Below are 19,514 nucleotides of genomic sequence, written 5' to 3' on the forward strand. Positions count from 1 at the left end.
GGCCCGGTCCCGCGCCGGGTGGCCGCCCTGCTCGCCCCGACCCCGGCCGACCGCTGGCCCACCCCGTGGAGTCGCCCCGGCGCGGCCACCCTGGTCGCCCTCGGCGGCGCCGCACTGTCCACGTGGGCCACCTGGGACGCGGCCATCGACCTGCACGCCATCCTGCTGACGGCCGACCACATGTTGTGACGCATGCCGGACGCCCGGTCGGTACGTGGGAAGGTCCGCCGTCGCGATCGAGAAACCGAACCCCGGTAGCGGTACGTCCCGGCCGAACGCGTAGGCCGCCCGCGCGGTGTATCGGCCGCCCTTCGGCTCGGAATCGACAGTGATCGTGCCCTGGCGCGGATCGATGATCAGGTGGACCGGGATACCCATGCGCGGGTAGTCACGCAGCTTGGCCTCCCAGTCGTTCTCCGGATTCGACCGCGACACGACCTCGGCGGCAAGCCGCAAGTGTCGACCGGCGTCCGCACACTGTCGGCGATGGCGGTCAACCGGTCGACTGCCGGTCCACATGTCGGTATGTGGTTGACCCGCATGGGCGTCTGTGGCCAGAATCCATCCCGTGGGGATCACGGGGACTACGCGGACAGCCGGCATCGCCGGTCATGTCGTCGCGTGCGTGATTCGTCGGCACCGGATCACCCACCTTTCCGTCCCGCCCGGCACGAGCTGTCGCTAGGGCGTACGCCGCTCCCGGTTTCGTCGCCTCCGCCACATCCTGGTCGACGGACCGTCACAACGCCGGACCGCCGATGTGCTCGGCGGTCCGCGGCCGCGTGCGCCCGCTTCGGATGACGTCTTCCTCCATCTGAAGGTCGAAAGGGACACCCACTCATGACTGCCATCACCATCGCCGTATCGCCCGTCTCCGCCCGAATAGGGGCCGTGGTCGAGGGAGTTCGCCTAGGCGGCGATCTCGACGCGATCACCGTGGACACCATCCGCGGAGCACTGCACCGGCACAAGGTGATCTTCTTCCGCGGCCAGGACCACCTGGACGACGCCGGTCAGCTCGCGTTCGGCCGGCTCCTCGGGGACCCGATCGGGCATCCGACCGCGTCCGCCGACGGCGACCTGATCGTGCCGATCGACAGCGACCACGGCGTGGTCGCCGACCGCTGGCACACCGACGTCACCTTCGTGCCCGCGTATCCCCTCGCCTCCATCCTGCGCGCGGTGCAGCTGCCCGACGTCGGCGGCGACACGCTGTGGGCCAATACCGCTGCCGCGTACGAGGATCTGCCCGCGCCGCTCAAGGCGTTCGCCGACTCGCTGCGGGCGGTGCACAGCAACCGCTACGACTACGCGGCGGCCGACCCGGACAAGTTTTCCGAGGCACAGAAGGACTACCGCGAGCTGTTCGAGTCGACCGCGTACGAGACCGAGCACCCGCTCGTGCGCGTACACCCGATCACCGGTGAACGCACGTTGCTCGCCGGGGCGTTCGTACGTCGGCTGGCCGGCTTCGACGCCGAGGACTCGACGGCGCTGATCGAGTTGTTCCAGAACCACGTCACCCGGGTCGAGAACACCGTGCGGTGGCAGTGGCGCGCGGGCGACGTGGCGATCTGGGACAACCGGGCGACCCAGCACCGGGTGATCGGCGACTTCGTCGGTACGCGGCGGCTGTTGCACCGGGTCACCATCAACGGCGACGTGCCGGTGGGTGTGGACGGGAGCAGCAGCCGGGCGTTGCAGCCTGCGGCGGCGTAGCTGGACCTTGCCTGCGGCGTGGGTCGGCCATGCGGGGCGGCCATGCGGCATAGGTCGGCCATGCGGGGCGGCCATGCGGCATAGGTCGGCCATGCGGGGCGGCCATGCGGCATAGGTCGGCCATGCTCGGCTTGCCGTCCTCAGGCGCCGGACGGGCTGATTGCCCCGGCCTTCGGCCGAGGTGGCCTCAAACGCCGGCCGGGCTGGATTTCGGGCCCGGCCGGCGTTTCGGCGCGCGGGGCGTTTCGGCGCGCGGGGCGGTCAGTTCGTTTTCCGGGGTGCCGTCAGGCGGTTGCTTGCTCCGTCGAGGAGTCGACGCAGGTCCGCCTCGCGTGGCAGTGTCGCCGGCAGGCGTTCGCCGTAGGGCAGTCGGGTGCGGGCCTTGCGCCACAGGCGGTCCGGGAGGGTCTTCGGGTCTTGGTGGTAGCGGACCTTGGTGAGCAGTTGGCGGGCCTCGGCGTCGGCCGGGTTGAGGGCGAGGGTGACCGCCAGGTGTTCGGCGGCGGTGTTCCAGCGGCGGCTGCGCGCGGCTCGGACCGCGTCGTTGAAGTGCCGGTCGGCCAACTCGACGAGGCCCGCGAGCGCACCCAGGTCGCCGCCGCACGCCGGGCAGCGCTCGGTCAGGTCGGCGATCCGGCGGCGGCACAGGGGGCAGGTGATCGCAAACGCCATGTCATTTCTCCAGGGAGCTCTTCGGGAGCCGCAGCCCGATGTGCGGGGAGCCCTCCCGGATCTGTTCCATCCAGCGGTCGGCCCGGGCCCGCAGCGGCATGATCCGACCTCGATAGATCTCCACCAGCCGGCGATTGCCCGCCGCTTCGTCGCGCACGTCCACCTCGGCGGCGTCCTCGGCGATGGTGTCCAGTTCGCGCAGGTAGCCGTCCGCGTCGGCCCGATGCCGGCCGGCGGATGCCTGGTCCATCTCCTGGATCGAGCGGCGCAGGTACTCGACCTCCTGAAGCACCGCGACCTGGAACTCGGCGGCGGTGAACTGCTGCGGTGAGCGCCCGCCGTGCAGCATGCGCTCGGCCGCGTTGATCCGGTCCCGCACCGCCTCGTTGGCCAGGTGCCAGTCCATTTTGTTGCCCGCCGCGTAGGCGGCCCGACCGGTCGCCCGCAGGCCCGGGATCGCACCGCGAAAGCGCTCCGCCTCGGCCGGGTCGTGGTCCACCAGTCGGTCGGCCAGCCGGGCCAGAAAGGCCAGGTTGTCCTCGAACTCGCCGATCGCCGGATTCAGTGCGCTGCCCGCCGGGGTGGCCACCCGCAGGCCCTGGACCAGCGTCTCCGCCTCCAGAATCTTGTGGTGTGTCTTGCCCGCGTCGACCCGGTCCCGGACCAGTTCGGCGATCTCGGCGAGCAGCCGGTCCAGCGCCGGGCCGACCCGGATCGCGTCGGCAGCCGGGATCGCGTCCCGTTTCTCCGCCCAGCCGGTCAGCACCTGGCGGTGTCGCTCGGCCAGTTCCGGCCAGCCCGGGATCTCCCGACGCGGGATGTCGATCACCGCGCTGCCCTCCGCGCCGATCTGCGGCAGCCGTGCCTCGGCCCGGATGCTCCAGCCCGCCTCGAATTCGAGCATCACCTCGACGGTCGAGCCGACCGGCACATCCGTCGGCAGATCCCGGATCGAGACCTCGCCGATCGGCACCAGGCCCTCGACCAGGCCGACCCGCAGGCTGGACCCGTGCGACGCGGTCTCCAGTCGGAAGTCGGTGCGGTAGGGCACCATCGTCCCGGCCCGGACCACCACGTGCAGGCCGTCCACCAACTCGACCGAGAAGTCGTGCGCGAGCACGTCGCCGGTCGCGTCCGAACGCGGCTTGCCGTCGGATTCGATCAGCAGCTGCCGGGCCTCGATCTCTTGCCCGTTCACCACCACCTGCACCGTGAAACCGTTCTCGCCCTCGCGCAACGGCACGTCGGCGAACAGGAATCGGCCCTCGGCGTCGGCCGTCTCGGCCAGCTCTACGCGTCCGTCGTGCGAGCCGAGCAGTACCTGCGCGCCTGCCGGCGAGGCCAGGCCCGGGCCGGCCAGCACCCGACCGCCGATGTCGGTCTCCGGCGGCAGCGCCTCGGGCCGGTCCAGCTCCAGATGTCCGCTGCGGCTGGGCACGTTCGCGGCCTTGAGCGCGGCGCCCAGCGCGACGCACAGGTCGGGGTTGAGCAACCGGGGCCCGCGCCCGAAGTGTTCGGTGAGCATCGTGGCCACCAGCGGAATCCGGGACGAGCCGCCGACCATGACGATCTCGTCCAGGTCGGCGGCGGTCATCCCGGCTCGCAGCAGCGCCCGGTCGCAGTCCTCCAGGGTGCCGCGGATCCGGTCCGCGATCATCTCCTCGAACTCCTCGCGGCGGATCGGCAGTCCGATGTTCATCGGAGTGCCGCGCCGGTCCTCGCAGTACTGGCTGACGATCTCGGTCTCCGGATAGCGGGACAGGTCGTGCTTGGCCCCCTCGGCGACCGAGAGCAGTTGCGCCTCGACCTTCCCGTCGGCGGGGTTCTCGGTGTCGATCGCGAGGTCGTACTCGGGCAGTTGGGCCGCGATCCAGGACACGATCCGGCGGTCGAAATCGAACCCGCCCAGGTAGCGGTCGCCGCTGAACGAACGGTTCTCGAAGCCCACCTCGGGATCCCAGGTGACCACGGAGGTGTCGAACGTGCCGCCGCCGAGGTCGTAGACCAGGAACGTCTGCGGCTCGGTCAGCTCACGGGCCCGCTCGTGGGTGTAGGCAAGAGCCGCGGCCACCGGCTCGATCAGCGTCTCGACCACTTCCAGGCCGGCCGCCTGTCCGGCGCGCGTGGTCTCGTTCTTGGCCCGGGTCTCGAAGAACGCCGGCACGGTCACGATGGCGCGCTCGACCGGCACGCCCAGGGTCTCCTCGGCCACCTGCTTGAGGTGGCGCAGGATGTGCGTGGACGCCTCCAACGGGGTCAGTCGCCCGTGTCCGGCGGTGACCACCTGGTCGGTGCCCATGTTCCGCTTGAAGAACATCGCCGGCGGCGCACCCGGCAGCCGGGCCTTGTTCTTGGCCAGCTGGCCGACGATCGCCCGGCCGCTCGGATCGATCCACACCGCCGACGGCGTGGTCGGCGAGCGGTCCGGGTTGGCCACGATCAGCGAGTCGCCGACCGGCCGCAACCGACGAGCCGCGATCAACTCCTCCTTCCCGGGGATCTCCGCGTCGGCCGGTATGGCGATGCACGAGTTGGTCGTGCCGAGGTCGATGCCGACCACGATGCTCATCTGGTGGTACCGCCTTCGTCGTTCGCGTCGTTCGCGTGGTTCGCATCGTCCGAGGAGTCGGGATGCGGTGGGGCCGGCTCGGATGCCGCCGGGTCGGGCGCGTCGGCCGAGTGCTCTGCGTCGGCCGACGAGCGCGGTGCGGCCGACGCTCCGGACTCGGCCGTCCCCTCCTCGGCGGAGCCCCGCTCGCCGCGCACCGCTCCCTCGCGCCGGGCCGGGATGGGCACGAAGCCGAGGACGACCTGGGCACGCCGGATCACCTCGCCGTCGTCCAGGAGGACGCCCGGCCGCAGCGTCTTGGCCACGATCATCGCGCTCTCGTCGCCGCTGTCGGGCGCGTGCGCGACGTCCACCCGAGGGCCCACCGCCGTGTACGCCTCGCCCACCGGGTCGTCGAACCGCACGCCGGCCCGGTCCAGGGCGGTGGCGAACCGCCGGGCGATAGAGGCGAGTACGGCCGGCACCGGCTCGCCCTCCAGGCTGCCGCGCAGTTCGTGCAGCGCGACGGCGGCATCCGCCGCCAGCCCGGTGTACCGCTCGTGCGTCGACTCCAGCCGCTTGCGCATCTCCTCACGGCCCGCCTCGCGTTCGCGCGCCGCGCGCCGCACCACGTCGTAGACGAGCGCGAATGGCGGGTCGAGCGGGCGCTCGGGGACCGGCCGTTCGCTCTCGGTGATCGCCATCGGGTCCGCCGCGGGATCCGCCGGATCCGCCGCCGGGTCCGCCACGAGGGGGCCCCGCTCGGGTGTCGCTGCCATCAGTGCGCCCCTTCTTCCGTCCACAACGGTACGAACTCGCGCGGCGCGGGCGCCGGCACCAGGCCCGCGAGCACGCGTCGATCGATCCCGATCCTGGCCGGGCCGGTCGACTCCGGCGGGTCGATCTCGGCGAACTCCTCGGCGAACTCGGCCGGATCCGGCCCGGGCTGCTCGGGCCGATGGGTGAGCAGTTCGGCGAGCAGCCGCCCGGCCGGGTCGGCCAGCGTCTCCTCCGCCGCGTTGACCTCGGCCGCACCGAGCACCCGCCCGTGCACCGGGAAGCGGTCCGCGCTGCGGGCGATCCGCTGTCTACGCTTGCGCACCCGGGCCTTGATCGCCGCCCGACCGGCCAGGTCCGGATCCAGGTCCAGGATCTGAAAGACCGTGCCCCGGTAGGGATTTCGACCCGCCTGCCAAGCCCAGGGGTTTTCCCGGGCGTTCTCGTTCGCACTGCTGCCCATCGGCGCTCAACTCCATTCGGACGTGCGCGCCGATGCCAGGGACAGCACGACCCCGCGGAGCGCGTTGACGATGTCGGCATGGTTCGCCTCCGGATCGGCTGCCACCTCGTCCGCGAGTCGGCGGGCGGTGGCCAGGTCGTCCGGCAGCACGGTGTGCAAATTGATCAGCACCCGCGCCATGAACAGCCGCCCCCACGGCCCCGGCGCCGACATCGCCAGCGCCCGGCGCAGCGCGTCCCGGACGTGGCCGTCCGGCAGGCCCTGTCGCTGTCGGGCGGTGGCGGCCAGGGCCCATTCCTCGGCGGCGAGCTGCTCCACGTCGCGGTACATGTTCTTGACCGCGAGGTCGCGGTCGAGTTCGAGCGCGCGCAACAGGTGCCGGCCCGAGCGCAGTGCGGCCGCTTCCAGCGCGGCGGGCTCGGTCGCCGGGCCGGATTCCAGCTCGCGCACCACGATCCCGCACCAGTATTCGTGCCTGGCCAACTCGACCGCGAACGAGCCCTCGGGGGTGCCGATCTCGTCCCAGGCCGGGAGCACCAGCCGGGCCACCCGCTCGACCAGCGGCTCGATCTTTCGTGCCCAGCCCGGCGCGGCGACCACGATCTCGATATGTCGCCGGGCCGCGTACAGCAGGGCCCGGGCCAGCCCGAGGTTGCCGGGGTCCACCGCCAGCCACGAGGCGAGCAGCTCGATCACCTCGTCGAAGCGGCCCTCCTCCACGTCGCGGGATGCCTGCGCCAACACCTCACGCACCAGGTCGGCCCGGGCGCCCAGGATCGCCGAGCGCGGGAAGCCGGACTCGCGGACCAGGTCGACGTGCGAGCGTGCGCGCAGCGGATCGTGGACGCGGTGCTCGGCGGCCAGCGTCAGGTGCGGCGCGAGCAGGTCGCGAGGCAACCGCTCGCGCACCTCCTGCACGGTCGCCGCCGGCACCTCGCTCCCGCCGACCGCCTCCAGGTGCTCGTGCATCCGGTCCCAGAACGCGCTGTCGTGATAGAGCTCGGCCCAGTGCGCCAACGCCCGCTTCCAGTACGGGAATGCGGCCTCCGCATCACCGGCCGTCTCAAGGTCGTAGGCCCGCGCGTGCAGCGCGACCGCGAGATGGTGGGTGCGCCACGAGCCGCCGCCGCTCGTCCACAGTTCCTCGGCCCGCGCGCTCCAAGGCTGCGCGTCGCCGCCGCTGCCCAGACTCGCGTACGCGTCGCCGTCCACCGCGTCCGCGCCGACCCCGTGGGCGCGTAGCCCGGCGGCGAACGCGCGCAGCGTCGCCCGGTCAGTCATCGCCGCTCCCCACCACGAGCGTGTCCGCCGCGACCCGGACCCGGACCGAGGTGATCGACCGGCCGGCCGCGTCACCCTCGTCGAGCAGCCGCAGGATGCTCGGGACCACCGCGTTGACACAGCGGTTGACTCCGCGCGCGGCCTCCTCGGGCCGGCCGCGCCAGGCCACGGTGGCGATGTGCGCGGCGGCCTCGTCGGTCCAGCCCAGTTCGACGCCGATCTGCTCGCGCAGCCGAGACGCGAGCCGGACCAAGCCGTTCTCGGCGATTCCGCGCAGTTCGGTGGGACCGAACGGCGAGTACAGGATCACCTCGTCCACGCGGTTGAGGAACTCGGGCCGGAAGAACCCCTCCATGGTGCGCCGCAGTCGCGCGCTCGCGGCGGTGTTGCCGGTGGAGCCCTCAGCCAGGATCGAGCCGATCAGGTTCTCCACGCTGTCCACGTCGTCCTCGACCGCCTCGGCCGCCGAGTGTGTCGCACCCAGGTTGGTGGTCAGGATCACCACCGCGTCGTGCGCCTCGCGAACGGGGCCGGCCGGATCGCTGATCCGCCCCTCGTCGAGCAGCCGCAGCAGCGCGTCGAGAACACGTGCGTCGGCCTTCTCCACCTCGTCGAACAGGAAGACCCGGCGCGGGTTGTCCCGCAGTCCGTTGGTCAACTTCCCCTCGCCGAAGCCGACATAGCCGGGCGGCGCGCCGATGAAGTTGTTGATCGACTCGCGCGCGCTGAACTGCCCCATCTCGAAGACCAGGACGTCCTCCTCCGAGCCGTAGACGACCTGGGCGAGCAGCCGCGCGGTCATCGTCTTGCCCGATCCGCTGGGTCCGCACAGCAGCAGTGCCGCCCGCGGTCGGTCGTCCGGTCGGAAGCCGCGGGTCAGCGAGCGCTTGATCAGCTCGATGTGGAAGGCCAGTCGCTCGACCACGCTCTCCTGGCCGATCAGCCGGGAGCGGACCCAGCGCACCGCCTCCTCGGGGGAGAGCGGTTCGGCGGCTCGGGTCGGCTCGGGCTCGGCGGGTTCGCGGTAGTAGGTGTCGGCGAAGCGGCGCAGCCGGTCCAGATCCAGGCCGATGTCGCGAAAGAACCCGGCCGCGAGCCCGCTTGGGGTGTCCAGGAGCGCGGCGAGCAGGTCCCGCTCGGTGATCGGGCCGGCCGCGTCCGGGTCGGCGCCCGGATCGGCTCGGGTCGCGGCGAAGGTCGCCGCCCGGCGCAGGGTCGACCGCAGCGACTCGTCCGGCCCGACCGGGCCGGTGCCCGGCGCGGCGCGGCCCCGGGTGCCGGTGAGCGCGATGGTCTGTTCGCGCAGCGCCCGCACATCGCGGCGCAGGAACAGGAAGGCCTGTTCGAGCAGGCCGCCCGGGGTGGTGGCCAGCGCGTGCAGCAGCAGCGCGATGCCGCATCGTTCGTGGCCGAGACCGGCCGCCTCGGTCGCCATCATCGCCAGCACCCGGCGGGCACCCGGGCCGAACGCGGTGGGATCGATCGACCCGTCGGGCCGCAGCACCTCGACCGCCGGGCGCGGCACGGCCACCTCCGCCTGCCAGGCGGCCAGGTCAACCCGTCCGTAGCCGACCAGCAGGTCCACCGCGCCCACCTCCAACCGCGGCAACAACTCGGCGAGCAGCGCACGTTCGTCGACGTATCCGGCGTCGGCCGCGGCCGTGAATGCGATCCGCAGGTCGGCGGTGACCGGCAGGCCGCCCAGCAGGCCGGCGGCCGACCGGCCGAGCGAAGCCGACTCGGCACCGGCTCGGCCGGCGGGCCCGCCGCCGAGTCCACCGCCGCCGAGCAGGCCGGCGGCGAGCACGTCGGGCGGAATGCCCTGGCGGTCGAACAGGCCCGCCGCGCGCCCGCCGTCGATCCGGGCCAGCGCGATCAGCGCGTGCGCGACCTCGACGGTGTCCGCGCCGAGTTCGCGCGCCACCGCGGCGGCGCCGGCGAACCGGCGGGTCGCCGCGAGCAACGCGCTGTCGAACACCTGCTCCGGCACCCCCAGAATGTCCGTGTCCACGTCGTCTCCCCCGCCTCACTCGCCCGGCCCGCCATGCACGTCGCGCCGTTCACGCCTCATCGCCGTCGAGCAGTCGCTCGGCCAGGTCCGCCCGGGCCCGGGCCACCTCCGGCCTGCCCGCGCCCAGGGCGCGTACGCCCGAGGCCAGTATTCGGTACGCGGCGGCCGTCGAGACGGCTTGGCCGAGCCGCCCGGCGCGCAGTTCCGGCGGCAGCGACTCCACCAGCGCGGCGGCCAGTTCGGGGTCGGCCCGGGTGACGCGATGCAGCACCAAACCGGGGCCGAGCGGGGTGCGCCGGGACCAGGCCGTGCCGTACCGCTCGAACAGGTCGCGCGCGGCGCTCGCCACCATCGCGTCGTGGTCCTCCAACGCGCCGAGCAACAACCGCACGGGCCACGTGTCCGGGTGCGGCCCGCCGGTGTCCTCGGCCTCTCGCAGACCGCGCCGCAGCAGCCGGACCGCGCCCATGTCGTCGCCGCGCTCCAGCAGATCCGCCGCCGCCAGGACCAGGGCCGCCGGCGAGCCGGGTCGGGTGCCGGCGGCCGGCCGGCCGTCCCGGGCCGCGACGGCGGCCCGGTGCAGCTCGCCGTACTCCGCGTGGTCCGGATCCAGCATCGCCGCCTCGTACAGAAACCGGACCGCCCGGCTCGGGTCGCCACCGACCAGCTCCCGATGCCCCTCGACGGCGAGCCGACGGGCCAGGCGCGGGGCCGCCGCGGCGCACCCCTGCTCGAAGGCGAGCCGGTAGCACGTACGGGCCTCGGTCTCCTCGCCGCGCGCCGCCGCCCGATCGCCCAGCACACACGCCCAGTCACCGCGCCCGGTCGGCGCACCCGGCGGCGCGACCACCGGCAGCAGCCGCCACAGGTCGTGGTCGGGGTGTCGGGAGGGCTGCTCGAAGCGCTGTTCCAGGCATTCCAGCACGCGCGTGGTGGCGGCCACCCGCCAGTGCCGGACCGGCGCGCGGGGGTCCAGGGCGCCGAGTACCTCCAGGAGCGCGCGCTCCAGTGGACGCGGCCCGTTCGCCAGCGCCTGCTCCAGAGTGCTCCAGGTCTCGGCGAAGTTGTCGCCCGGCTGCACCACCCACCAGCGCAGCACCGCGTCCAGCGCGCGCGGGTACCGACCCTGCGGGTCGCGCGCGAGCACGTCCGCGAGCATCCGCGCGGCGGTCTCCGGCTGCTGGGTGGCGACCGCCTCGACCTGACTCTCGATCAGTCCCCGGTTGCGGGCCACCTCGGCATCGGAGGCGTTGGCCAGAAAGTCCCGCATCGCGACGAGTCGAGGCTCCACCCCGCCCTCCCGATGCGTGGCCATCCGGAACGCCCGCACCGCCCCGGCATCCGACATGGCGTCTCCCCCGCGAACACGACCGGCACGACGGCACCGGCCGCGACGACGTACAAGCAGCACGGTACTCGGCCACACCAACACCAGGGAGCGCACCCGGTGAACCCGTCCCCGTAACGTGATCGTCACCGATGGTGAGACCCCTCGCACCGGAAAACCCGGGTGAGAGCGGCCCCGAACATCGGGTAGTATTTCTCTCGCAGCAAGCGCCGCTAGCTCAGTTGGTTAGAGCAGCTGACTCTTAATCAGCGGGTCCGGGGTTCGAGTCCCTGGCGGCGCACAGCGGCAACAAACAGAAGGGCCCGCCGGTTTCCGGCGGGCCCTTCTGCTTGTCGGGCGGCTTCGCCGCCGGCTCGCGAGGCACCACTTTTTCTTTCCCCCGCTTCGCTCCTCCAAGAAAAAGCGGCCCCTCGCTCGGGACGGTGTGTCCCTCCGCTTCGCTCCGGGCCACACCGTCCATGCTTGCGGCTCCGCCGCTCTCCGCGCTGCGCGCGTCGATCACTTGGGTGGGCGCGGGTCGGGGGCGCTGACGCGCCGGGAGGGCTGCGCATCGTGGTTGGGGCGGCGTCGTGGGGTCGGGCCGTAGAGACCTGCCGGGCGGTCGATCGGGCGGTCAGCCGATGCGGCCCTTCCAGACCGACTCCCGGGCGCGCGAGATCGCCACGAACAGTTGCCTGCGCGCCAACTCCCGGTGTTCCGCCAGGACCGCCTCGCTCGCGTCGGCGAAGCCTCGGGCTCGGCCGGTCCGCACCGAGGCGTCGTACCTGGGCAGGAACACGTGCTTGAACTCCAGCCCCTTGGCCCGGCGATAGCTGCCGAGCTTGATCGCGTGCGCTTCCACGCCGTGGTAGCTCTCCAACGCCAGGACCGGCAGCCGGGCCTTGGTCAGGATGCGCCGGTAGTGCTCGATGTCCTTGCGGGACGGGCACAGCACGGCCGCGTCGCCGATCGCCCCGGCGTCCGCGAGCGCACGCAGTGCGGCCACCAGCGCGCCGTCGTGCTCGGCGCCGGTCGGCCACGTGCCCTCGAAGGTTTCGCCGTCGTGGTAGGTGAGTTCGACATCGCGACGCCCGGAGAGCCGATCACCGTCGAAGTCCTCGAAGTCGTCGTCGGCGACCACGGCCAACGCGCTCCGCAACACCCTCGCCCGGTTGCGATAGTTGACCCGCAACACCTGGCCTCGATCGCCTCGGATGTCGATGCCCGCGTCGGCCAACCGGAACCCGCCCGGATAGACCGCCTGTTGCCCGTCGCCGATCAACAGCAGACCGTTGGGGGCGTCACCCACCAGAGCGTGCAGCAGCCGCACCCCGACCAGAGTCAGATCCTGCACCTCGTCGACGATCACCGAGGTGTAGGGCGTGCGCCCCGGCTCGCGCCGCACCTCCTCCAGGGCCATCCGCAGGACGTCCCCGAAGTCGTGTACGTCGCGCTCGATCCGCAACTGCTCGTACAACCCGTACAGCGCCCAGAGCGCCTGACGGTCCGACCTGCGCAGCAGCGTCTTGCGGCCGCGCCGAGGCAGCGCCGCGTACTGCTCGAAGTCGGTGATGCCGCGGCCCTTGATCACGTACTCGATCTCGTCCTGCCAGTACTTCGGCGAGGGAGACAGGTCGGGGAGGCGGCTCTCGCGACGCAACCGCAGCCAGGCCAGGCCGAACGCGGTGTCCGCCGTGCCGCTGTCCAGCCGAACGCGGACACCGCGCTCGGCGAGCAGCTCCCGCGCCCAGGCATGCAGGCTCCGGAAGTCCACCCGCTCGGCGACCCGGGGCGCCATCACCCGGAACAGGGTGCCCTGCACGCGCGGCAGATTGTTGGCGAAGGTGACGTAGAGGATCCGTCCGGTGCTGCGCTGGGCGAGGTGCGCGGCGCGGTGCAGGCCCACCACGGTCTTGCCGGTGCCGGCGGGGCCGCTGATCCGCGCGGGGCCGGACCAGTTGCGCCGGACCAGACCGACCTGGTCGGGATGCAGCACCGTCATCCACTGCTCGATCGGGCCCCGCCGCTCGGCGTCGAGGGTGGCCGTCAGCAGCGCTTCCCCGTCGAACAGGGCCGGCTCCTCACCGATCCCGCGGACCTCGCGACTCTCCCGCCGATCGGGCTGCGGGATCGTCCACCGCCGGTGGTGCGGGAAGGCTCGGCCCAGATGCTCCGCGACGGCGCGTACGGTCGCGGCCGTCAGCTTGTGCGTGGCGCCGGCCATCGCGGGCGCCGCCTCACGTTCGCCGAGCAGCCGGACCCGGCCCAGTCGTCGATCGAAGGGGTGGCCGGCGAAGACGATCAGCGGTTCGACGGCAATCGGCGCCAGACCCAGCTCCTGGACGGCGGACTCGGTGCTCCGGGTGGCGGCGAGGAGGGCGTCCACCACGTGCTCGCGGCTTCGACCGTCGACCCGAAGACGTCCGTCGACCGGTTCCGGAGCCGCCGGCCCGTCCTCGACGTGGATCACGAACACCCCGCCGGGACCCACCGCCAACAGACCCGCGGGCGAACTCTCGGCACCGGGCCACCGCCGGTCGATCAGCAACCGCCAACCCTGGCCGGTCAACACGAGAAGTTGCGCGACGACCCGGCGTTCTCCATCCGAGCCGGCCGACTTCCGGGCCTCCCGCTGGGCCGCCGCGGACCGCTCACGAAGCTCCCGCTCCCGCTCGCGCCGCCGCATCACGTCACCGGATGACACACCGCACCCCCGTCCCCACGACGGGTAACGACTGTAGTCCGCCCCACGCCACCCCGGTAGCCGCCCGCCACCACGCGCCCCGCGACGCGAAGGACCGGCGCCGCCCGTCAGCCCTTGCGCAGCTCCTACCGAATACCCGTGTCTGCGCCGGGCGACCGATGCGGCCCGGCGGGTCGCGGCCGGCGAGCGCTCGATCCGGGTCCGGGCGGCGATCGGCGGCAGCAGTCGGGACGAGGCCGCCGAACTGGCCACGGCGGTGAACGCGATGGCGGGCGCGGTGCGGGCCCGACTGGACGCCGAGCGCCGGATCACCGCCGACATCGCGCACGAGTTGCGCACACCGCTGACCGGGTTGAGCGCCGCCGCCGACCTGCTGCCCTCCGATCGGCCGGGCGAGTGGGTCCGGGATCGGGTGCGGGCGCTGCGCTCACTCGTGGAGGACGTGTTGGAGGTCGCTCGGTTGGACACCGCGACCCAGCGCGCGGATCTGACCGAGGTACCACTGGGCGCGTTCGCCGCACGGCGGGTGGCGGCGACCCCACCCCCAGGCGCGTCATCGCCCCCACCCCACCCCCGCGACGCCGCCCTACCACTCCGGCCGCCCACCCCGGCGCGTCAGCGCCCCCGACCCGGCCTCACCCAAGTGATCGACGCGCGCAGCGCGGAGAGCGGCGGAGCCGCAAACTTCGACTTCGTGACCCGGAGCGAAGCGCAGGGACACGAAGTCACGAGCGAGGGGCCGCTTTTTCTTGGAGGAGCGAAGCGGAGGAAAGAAAAAGTGGTGCCTCGCGAGCCGGCGACAAAGTCGCCCAACAAGAAGGAGCGTCCCGTGAGTGGTGTGGTCGGGTTGTTGTTGGCGGCCGGGGGTGGGCGGCGGCTCGGAGGACGGGCCAAGGCTCGACTGAAGCATCAGGGGCGGCCGCTGGTCGAGTTCGGGATCGGCGAGTTGTTGCGCGGCGGGTGCGACCGGGTCGTGGTGGTGCTCGGGGCCGAGGCCGAGACCGTGTTGGCCGAGGCCGATCTGGCCGGCGCCGTCGTGGTGCGCAACGACGACTGGGCGAGCGGCATGGGTTCCTCGCTCGCCGCCGGAGTCGCCGCCCTGCCCACCGACGCCGAGGCCGTCGTGGTCACCCTCGTGGACATGCCCGGCGTGGGCGCTCCGGCCGTCGCGCGCCTGATCGCCGCGTCCGGCGCGCCCGAGGACCTGATCGCGGCGGCCTACGCCGGAAAGCGCGGCCATCCGGTCCTGTTCGGCCGCGCCTGGTGGTCCGAACTGGCCCGTACGGCCGAGGGCGACGCCGGTGCCCGGGCCCTGCTCGCCGAACAGCGCGCCCGGCTGCGGCTGATCGAGTGCGCCGACATCGCCGACCCCTTCGACATCGACACGCCCGCCGATCTGGACCGACTCGACCCCTGAACGGCGTACGGACCCGGCCCACCCGGGCCGGGTCCGTACGAAGTCTCATGCGCGGCGCCGACCACGCCCGGTCACCGCCCGTTGCCGGCCACGTCCCGCACCGACCACCCGGTTGCCGGCTACGCCTGGTTGAAGAACCCGTCGTGGTTCTGCTGGGACGGGTCGCCCGTCAACAGCCGGGCGTCGGCCGGCATCAGCAGGAAGACCCGCTTCGCCAGCCGCTCGATCGCACCGCGGCGGCCGAAGGTCAGCCCCGAGGCGAAGTCGACAACCCGCTTGGCGTCCGACTCGTCCATCGCCGTCAGGTCGATCACGACCGGAATGTCCTGCCGGAAGTACTCGCCAATCGCTCTTGCCTCGTGGTAGCTCTTCGGGTGAACGACCGCGATTCGCGTGCTCGGCCGAGCCGGTGCCTCCGAGGCGGCTGCCCGCGCGGCGAACACCTCCGACGCCGGCACCACGCTGCCCTCCAAGGCGCGCGAACGCGACTCCTCGGGCTCGTCGTCGTAGACCCAGTGCGATCCCGTGTCGTCGTCGTCTGCGTCGTATGTACCGGTCTCGTAGGCACCCGCGCCGGTGCGGTACAGGTCGTCGTCCACGTCCCCCGAACCGATCCCGAGCCACGAGCCGGCCTTGCGCAATGCGCCCATGGGCACCTCCGCGTCCGCTCGTCCCGGCCCCGTCCGGGCTATCTCGTCATCCTCCACTCGACCGAACTGTATGCGAGTGCCGCGTCTGGCGCGTCGAACGACGCGCCTATAAACGGACAGATCATCCAAGCAACCTCGAACGGGCGTACCCAGTGCGGCTTCTGACGTCATTTGAGGTCTTTATCCGCGCATTTCAAATCGAACCGCATCCAAAGTACGAGCGCACCACTCGAACACGGAATTCGTACTGACGTACGAATAAGCAAAATCAAGCCGCCCCGCCCCGAAGGAAACACGGCCGACCTTCGCAGTCGTGCGCGGGCCGCCGGTCCGCCGGGACAAACGGGGACGGACCTCTACCGGTGGAGCGGGGGCAGGTCGCACACTCGGATGCGACATCTTCGGAGGTGAGCATGGATTCGCCTTTCCGCATCGTGCGGCCCCCTCGTCCGCTCGAAGAGCCGTATCCCTCGCGGTCCCGCATCAACGAACAGGTGGGCGCCGTCTGGGAGTGGGGGATGCGCGAGGATCCCGCGGCGGCCATCCGGCTCTACCGGCAACTCGGCGAGGTCGCGAGCCGGGTGCTGGGCAACACCGATCGCGACACGCTCAACATCCGCCGGGCATATGCCCACTTCGTCGGTCTGGACGGCGATCCCCGGCGCGCCGCCCAGTTGCTGGCCGGCCTGATCCCGGTCGCCGCGCAGCATCTGGGTCCCGGCGACTGGGTCACCCTGGACATGCGGCTGTGTCACGCCAGGTTCACCGGTGAGGGCGGCGAACCCCCGCACGCGGTCGCACTGTTCACCAAGCTCGTGGCGGACATGACCCGCGCGCTGGGCGCCGAGGCGGAGAGCACGCTGACCGCGCGCAGCTTCCAGGCCCGGTTCACCGGCGAGTCCGGCGATCCACTCCGGGCCGCCGCGATGTACGGCGCGCTCGCCCTGGATTCGATCCGGATCCTGGGCGCCGACTGCCTGGAATCGCTGGTCGCGCGAGCCGGCCACGCGGTCAATCGCGGCCTCGCGGGCTACCGCAGCGAGGCACTGGCCCTGTACGGCCCGCTGATCGTCGACTTCGCCCGGGTGCTGGGTCCGGATCACTCCGAGACCCGACAAACCCAGGTCTGGCAACAGTATTTCCGAGGGGGAAGCACCTGATTGCCCCTTCCGGGCGGTGGCTGAAGTGGCCACTCCCGTACGACCGGAACGGGGAACGGTGGTCATGGAAGCACTGCGCGACGGGGATCCGACGCGGCTCGGGCCGTATCGGCTGCGCGGCCGGTTGGGCGAGGGCGGGATGGGCGAGGTGTTCCTCGGCACGTCCCCGAGCGGGGTTCGGGTCGCGGTCAAGACCGTGCGCGCGGAGTTCACGACGGACCACGGCTTCCGGGACCGCTTCCGGCGCGAGACCGACGCGACCGGCGACAACGCCGCCCACCTGTTCGCACTGCGGGTGAAGACCGGCGAACCGGCCTGGCAGGTCACGCTGCCGGCGCCGGTGTCGTCCCGGGTGGTGTCGGCGAAGGGCAACGTCTACCTCGGGCAGTGGCAGCGCTCGGACGCCCCGAAGCCGGCGGCGTCGGTGGTCGCGTACGAGGGATGAGCCCGGGGGTCGGCGGAGGCGGGGCACGCGGGGAGGGGGCTTGCGGCCGAGGAGCCGGGGGGCGTGGCGACACATGAATGCGCGCGAACCGGGAACGGGCACGAAGTTGCGAGCATGCTCACTTCCTCGCCGCACCTACCTTTCACCGCCGCACCTACCCCCCGAGACGAGGAAGCATGGCCGAGTTGGGACCCGTCGACGCCATCGTGTTGGGATTTCCGGGCCAGCGGCTGACCTCGGCCGTGCTGGACGCGTTCGAGTCGGTCGAGGAGCGCGGCGACGTGCGATTGATCGACGCGCTGATCGTGGTCAAAGACATGGCGGGCGAGGTGAGCAGCCACGAGGCCGGCGAGTTCGAGGGGTTGCGCGACGTTGCGGCGGAGTTGGCCGCGCGCGAGATGCCGGGCCTGGCCGGGGACGAGGACGTCGACCAGATCGGGCAGGTCATGCCACACGACTCGCTGGTGGTGGTGCTGTTCGTGGAGAACATCTGGGCCCGCGAGGTGGCCGCCCGGATCCACGATTCGGGCGGCCGGTTGCTCTCCTACACCCGGTTGCCGCAGGCCGTGCTGGACGATGCGGAAGAGACCCTGGCCGGGACGCCCGACGGCACCTGAAGAAAACGAATCGTGCCGACCCGGTCTTGCGCGCAGAACACACCACAGAGCCGCGAGGTCCACTACGAGGGCAGCGGCGCGGGCAACGCAACGGTGATCGTCACCGAACGTCTGGTACCGCTTCCCACTGGCCGGCGGCCGAATCACCGACCTGAAGGACCACCCCGGTAGCCGCCGCGCGACGATTGTGGCCACCGCGCACCCGTCGGGCCATGACGCACCGTCACGAGGGCGCCTTCGCTTCGGCAAGGCGCCCTCGTCGCACGTCCACCCAGGTCACGGGCACCCTCATGACGGGCGGGCGAGCAGCCGGGAGCACAATGCGACCCGGGCGGGTGCGCCGGCGGGGAGGGACTGCAAAATGGTCGCGGAAGCGGAATTGCCCGTAGCCACCGAGGCGGCTCTGAAGGACCTCACGACGCACGGTTCGCATGAGGACCCACGCCTGAACACCGAATGGGGTGACCCGGACTCGCCGTTCCACTACGAACTCCGCAGGACCGAGAAAGGGCCGAGGCCGGTCTCTCGTTGACCCTCCCGCTCTCCTCCGGGCCCGCTCCGGCGAAGGGGTACAGCGTCACGCGGATTCGGTCGGGAGGCCCGCGTTCGTCCAGTCCTCGATGCCCTCGGCGTACTTGCGGACGTTGGTGTAGCCGAGGTGGGTGAGGCGGTCGGCGACTTGGCCGCTGTTCGGGCAGGCGGGGTTGGAGCAGTACGTGACGATCACCGCGTCGTGATCGGGCAGCAGGGTCGGGGCGAGAAACCTCGTCCCCCGGCGCCCGCTACCGCATCGGCGCCTACCGCTTCTGGAACCCCCACGTGACGAGCCCGCGCCGCGGCGCACCCCGAGCGGGACTGACGGGCCCCACCGGCGCCACCCCTCGGGCATCGGCCCTCGGGCCGGAGAGGCGATTCGTCAGCGGCCGACCGCCGTCGCCGAGCGCGCCCGCCAACTCTCCTCGTACGGGATCCGCGTGCCAGGCGTGTGACCCGCGTCGAGGTGCGCGAGCAGAGCCTCGATGTACAGGTTTTGCCCGTCAGTACGCATCGGGGCGACCTTCGCACCGGAGAACTTACGGACGATGCCCGCGTCGGCGTCCGTCCACAGTCGGTCGACGGCGAGCGCCAACCGATGGAGGAGGTACTCGAACGTGCGTCGAGAGAACTGGAGTTGCGACCCGGCGGGCGGTTCGAGGGTGGGGTGGGCCGTGAAACCGCGCAGCTTGACCAGGGCGTCGACCTCGGGGATGACCTCACCCTCCTCGGCCGTTTCCAGGTTCTCCAGATGGCTCAGCCCGTTGCGCAACCGCTGCGTGACACCCTGCTCGGTGCGCTCCGAAACGCACCGCCCGACGAGTTCGGCACCGTTGAGCGACAGCGACGCGGCGGCGAGATACTGCCCGTGGCTCACCAACAATCCCGCCGATGTGACGAATTCGCGCAACACACCGGCGGTGTACAGGTACTTGCAGGCGTACGGCGGTATCCCGTACCGCACGGAGGCCGGTGCCCAGACCTCGGCCTCACCTCGCGGCAGCGCGTGCCGGGTACGGCGAATCGATGACTTCATGGCCACATGGGTACCGGTGCGCGCAATCCCCGGACAACCGGATTTCCCCACCGGACCACCACCGGGACAGCCGATTCGGCCATGCCCGACAGAGCCGACTCGGGCCCCTTCGAGGGTCACCACCTCCGCCGGTGCTTCCGGGGTGCAACCACG

16 protein-coding genes, 1 tRNA gene and 3 pseudogenes are annotated in these 19,514 nt (G+C 72.0%); 8 read left to right on the forward strand and 12 right to left on the reverse strand.

Annotated elements, in window-relative coordinates:
- Positions 1–189: pseudogene (locus ABZS54_RS13145) on the forward strand (M56 family peptidase); the annotation flags it as partial.
- A gap of 54 nt (positions 190–243) precedes the next feature.
- Here the strand turns inward: ABZS54_RS13145 and ABZS54_RS13150 are convergent.
- Positions 244–603, reverse strand: a pseudogene (locus ABZS54_RS13150) (Uma2 family endonuclease); the annotation flags it as partial.
- Positions 604–840: 237 nt separating this feature from the next.
- On the opposite strand from ABZS54_RS13150, the gene ABZS54_RS13155 reads away from it, so the two are divergent.
- Positions 841–1,719 (forward strand): TauD/TfdA family dioxygenase, encoded by an 879-nt coding sequence (locus ABZS54_RS13155; RefSeq protein ID WP_355534218.1) that lies wholly within the window; start codon positions 841–843, stop codon positions 1,717–1,719.
- A 261-nt stretch (positions 1,720–1,980) separates the two neighbouring features.
- On the opposite strand, the gene ABZS54_RS13160 is transcribed toward ABZS54_RS13155, so the two are convergent.
- The 7 genes from ABZS54_RS13160 to ABZS54_RS13190 are packed head-to-tail and all read right to left on the reverse strand — an operon-like array spanning position 1,981 to position 10,819.
- Entirely contained in the window at positions 1,981–2,391 is a 411-nt protein-coding gene (locus ABZS54_RS13160) for a hypothetical protein (protein ID WP_355534220.1), read from the reverse strand.
- 1 nt (position 2,392) lies between these two features.
- On the reverse strand, positions 2,393–4,960 hold the full coding sequence (locus ABZS54_RS13165) for an Hsp70 family protein (protein ID WP_355534222.1): 2,568 nt from the start codon (positions 4,958–4,960) through the stop codon (positions 2,393–2,395).
- Positions 4,957–5,718, reverse strand: a complete 762-nt coding sequence (locus ABZS54_RS13170; RefSeq protein WP_355534224.1) for a hypothetical protein — start codon at positions 5,716–5,718, stop codon at positions 4,957–4,959. The genes ABZS54_RS13165 and ABZS54_RS13170 overlap by 4 nt, the downstream gene beginning before the upstream one ends.
- Positions 5,718–6,179 (reverse strand): hypothetical protein, encoded by a 462-nt coding sequence (locus ABZS54_RS13175; protein ID WP_355534226.1) that lies wholly within the window; start codon positions 6,177–6,179, stop codon positions 5,718–5,720. Before ABZS54_RS13175 ends, ABZS54_RS13170 begins: the two co-directional genes overlap by 1 nt.
- Before the next feature lie 6 nt (positions 6,180–6,185).
- Positions 6,186–7,460: a hypothetical protein gene (locus ABZS54_RS13180; protein ID WP_355534228.1), complete on the reverse strand. Its 1,275-nt coding sequence runs from the start codon at positions 7,458–7,460 to the stop codon at positions 6,186–6,188.
- Positions 7,453–9,471 carry an AAA family ATPase gene (locus ABZS54_RS13185; protein WP_355534230.1) on the reverse strand — a complete coding sequence of 673 codons (2,019 nt, stop codon included), beginning with the start codon at positions 9,469–9,471 and terminating at the stop codon, positions 7,453–7,455. Before ABZS54_RS13185 ends, ABZS54_RS13180 begins: the two co-directional genes overlap by 8 nt.
- A 49-nt stretch (positions 9,472–9,520) precedes the next feature.
- Entirely contained in the window at positions 9,521–10,819 is a 1,299-nt protein-coding gene (locus tag ABZS54_RS13190) for a hypothetical protein (RefSeq protein ID WP_355534232.1), read from the reverse strand.
- 206 nt (positions 10,820–11,025) lie between these two features.
- Here ABZS54_RS13190 and ABZS54_RS13195 point away from each other — a divergent pair.
- Positions 11,026–11,099 (forward strand) — tRNA-Lys (locus tag ABZS54_RS13195).
- 333 nt (positions 11,100–11,432) lie between these two features.
- Here ABZS54_RS13195 and ABZS54_RS13200 read toward each other — a convergent pair.
- Positions 11,433–13,502 carry a UvrD-helicase domain-containing protein gene (locus tag ABZS54_RS13200; RefSeq protein WP_355534233.1) on the reverse strand — a complete coding sequence of 690 codons (2,070 nt, stop codon included), beginning with the start codon at positions 13,500–13,502 and terminating at the stop codon, positions 11,433–11,435.
- Positions 13,503–13,644: 142 nt separating this feature from the next.
- Here ABZS54_RS13200 and ABZS54_RS13205 point away from each other — a divergent pair.
- A pseudogene (locus ABZS54_RS13205) lies at positions 13,645–13,959 on the forward strand (histidine kinase dimerization/phospho-acceptor domain-containing protein); the annotation flags it as partial.
- A gap of 372 nt (positions 13,960–14,331) precedes the next feature.
- The gene (locus ABZS54_RS13210; protein ID WP_355534329.1) at positions 14,332–14,919 is read left to right on the forward strand and encodes a nucleotidyltransferase family protein; all 588 of its coding nucleotides are present in this window, start codon (positions 14,332–14,334) and stop codon (positions 14,917–14,919) included.
- A 119-nt stretch (positions 14,920–15,038) separates the two neighbouring features.
- Here ABZS54_RS13210 and ABZS54_RS13215 read toward each other — a convergent pair whose 3' ends face one another.
- Positions 15,039–15,569 (reverse strand): cell division protein SepF, encoded by a 531-nt coding sequence (locus ABZS54_RS13215; RefSeq protein WP_355534235.1) that lies wholly within the window; start codon positions 15,567–15,569, stop codon positions 15,039–15,041.
- Between the two features lie 413 nt (positions 15,570–15,982).
- Between ABZS54_RS13215 and ABZS54_RS13220 the strand changes: the two genes are divergently transcribed.
- The 3 genes from ABZS54_RS13220 (at position 15,983) to ABZS54_RS13230 (ending at position 17,791) form a co-directional block, all read left to right on the forward strand.
- Positions 15,983–16,729, forward strand: a complete 747-nt coding sequence (locus ABZS54_RS13220) for a hypothetical protein (RefSeq protein WP_355534237.1) — start codon at positions 15,983–15,985, stop codon at positions 16,727–16,729.
- A 64-nt stretch (positions 16,730–16,793) separates the two neighbouring features.
- On the forward strand, positions 16,794–17,174 hold the full coding sequence (locus ABZS54_RS13225; protein ID WP_355534239.1) for a hypothetical protein: 381 nt from the start codon (positions 16,794–16,796) through the stop codon (positions 17,172–17,174).
- Positions 17,175–17,350: 176 nt separating this feature from the next.
- Complete coding sequence (locus ABZS54_RS13230) at positions 17,351–17,791, forward strand: DUF6325 family protein (protein ID WP_355534241.1); 441 nt, start codon at positions 17,351–17,353, stop codon at positions 17,789–17,791.
- A 577-nt stretch (positions 17,792–18,368) separates the two neighbouring features.
- Here ABZS54_RS13230 and ABZS54_RS13235 read toward each other — a convergent pair.
- Positions 18,369–18,518 carry a rhodanese-like domain-containing protein gene (locus ABZS54_RS13235; RefSeq protein WP_355534243.1) on the reverse strand — a complete coding sequence of 50 codons (150 nt, stop codon included), beginning with the start codon at positions 18,516–18,518 and terminating at the stop codon, positions 18,369–18,371.
- A 189-nt stretch (positions 18,519–18,707) separates the two neighbouring features.
- Entirely contained in the window at positions 18,708–19,361 is a 654-nt protein-coding gene (locus tag ABZS54_RS13240) for a hypothetical protein (protein WP_355534245.1), read from the reverse strand.
- Between the last annotated feature and the right edge of the window lie 153 nt (positions 19,362–19,514).

Source organism: Embleya sp. NPDC005575, assembly GCF_040605455.1.
Lineage (GTDB): Bacteria > Actinomycetota > Actinomycetes > Streptomycetales > Streptomycetaceae > Embleya.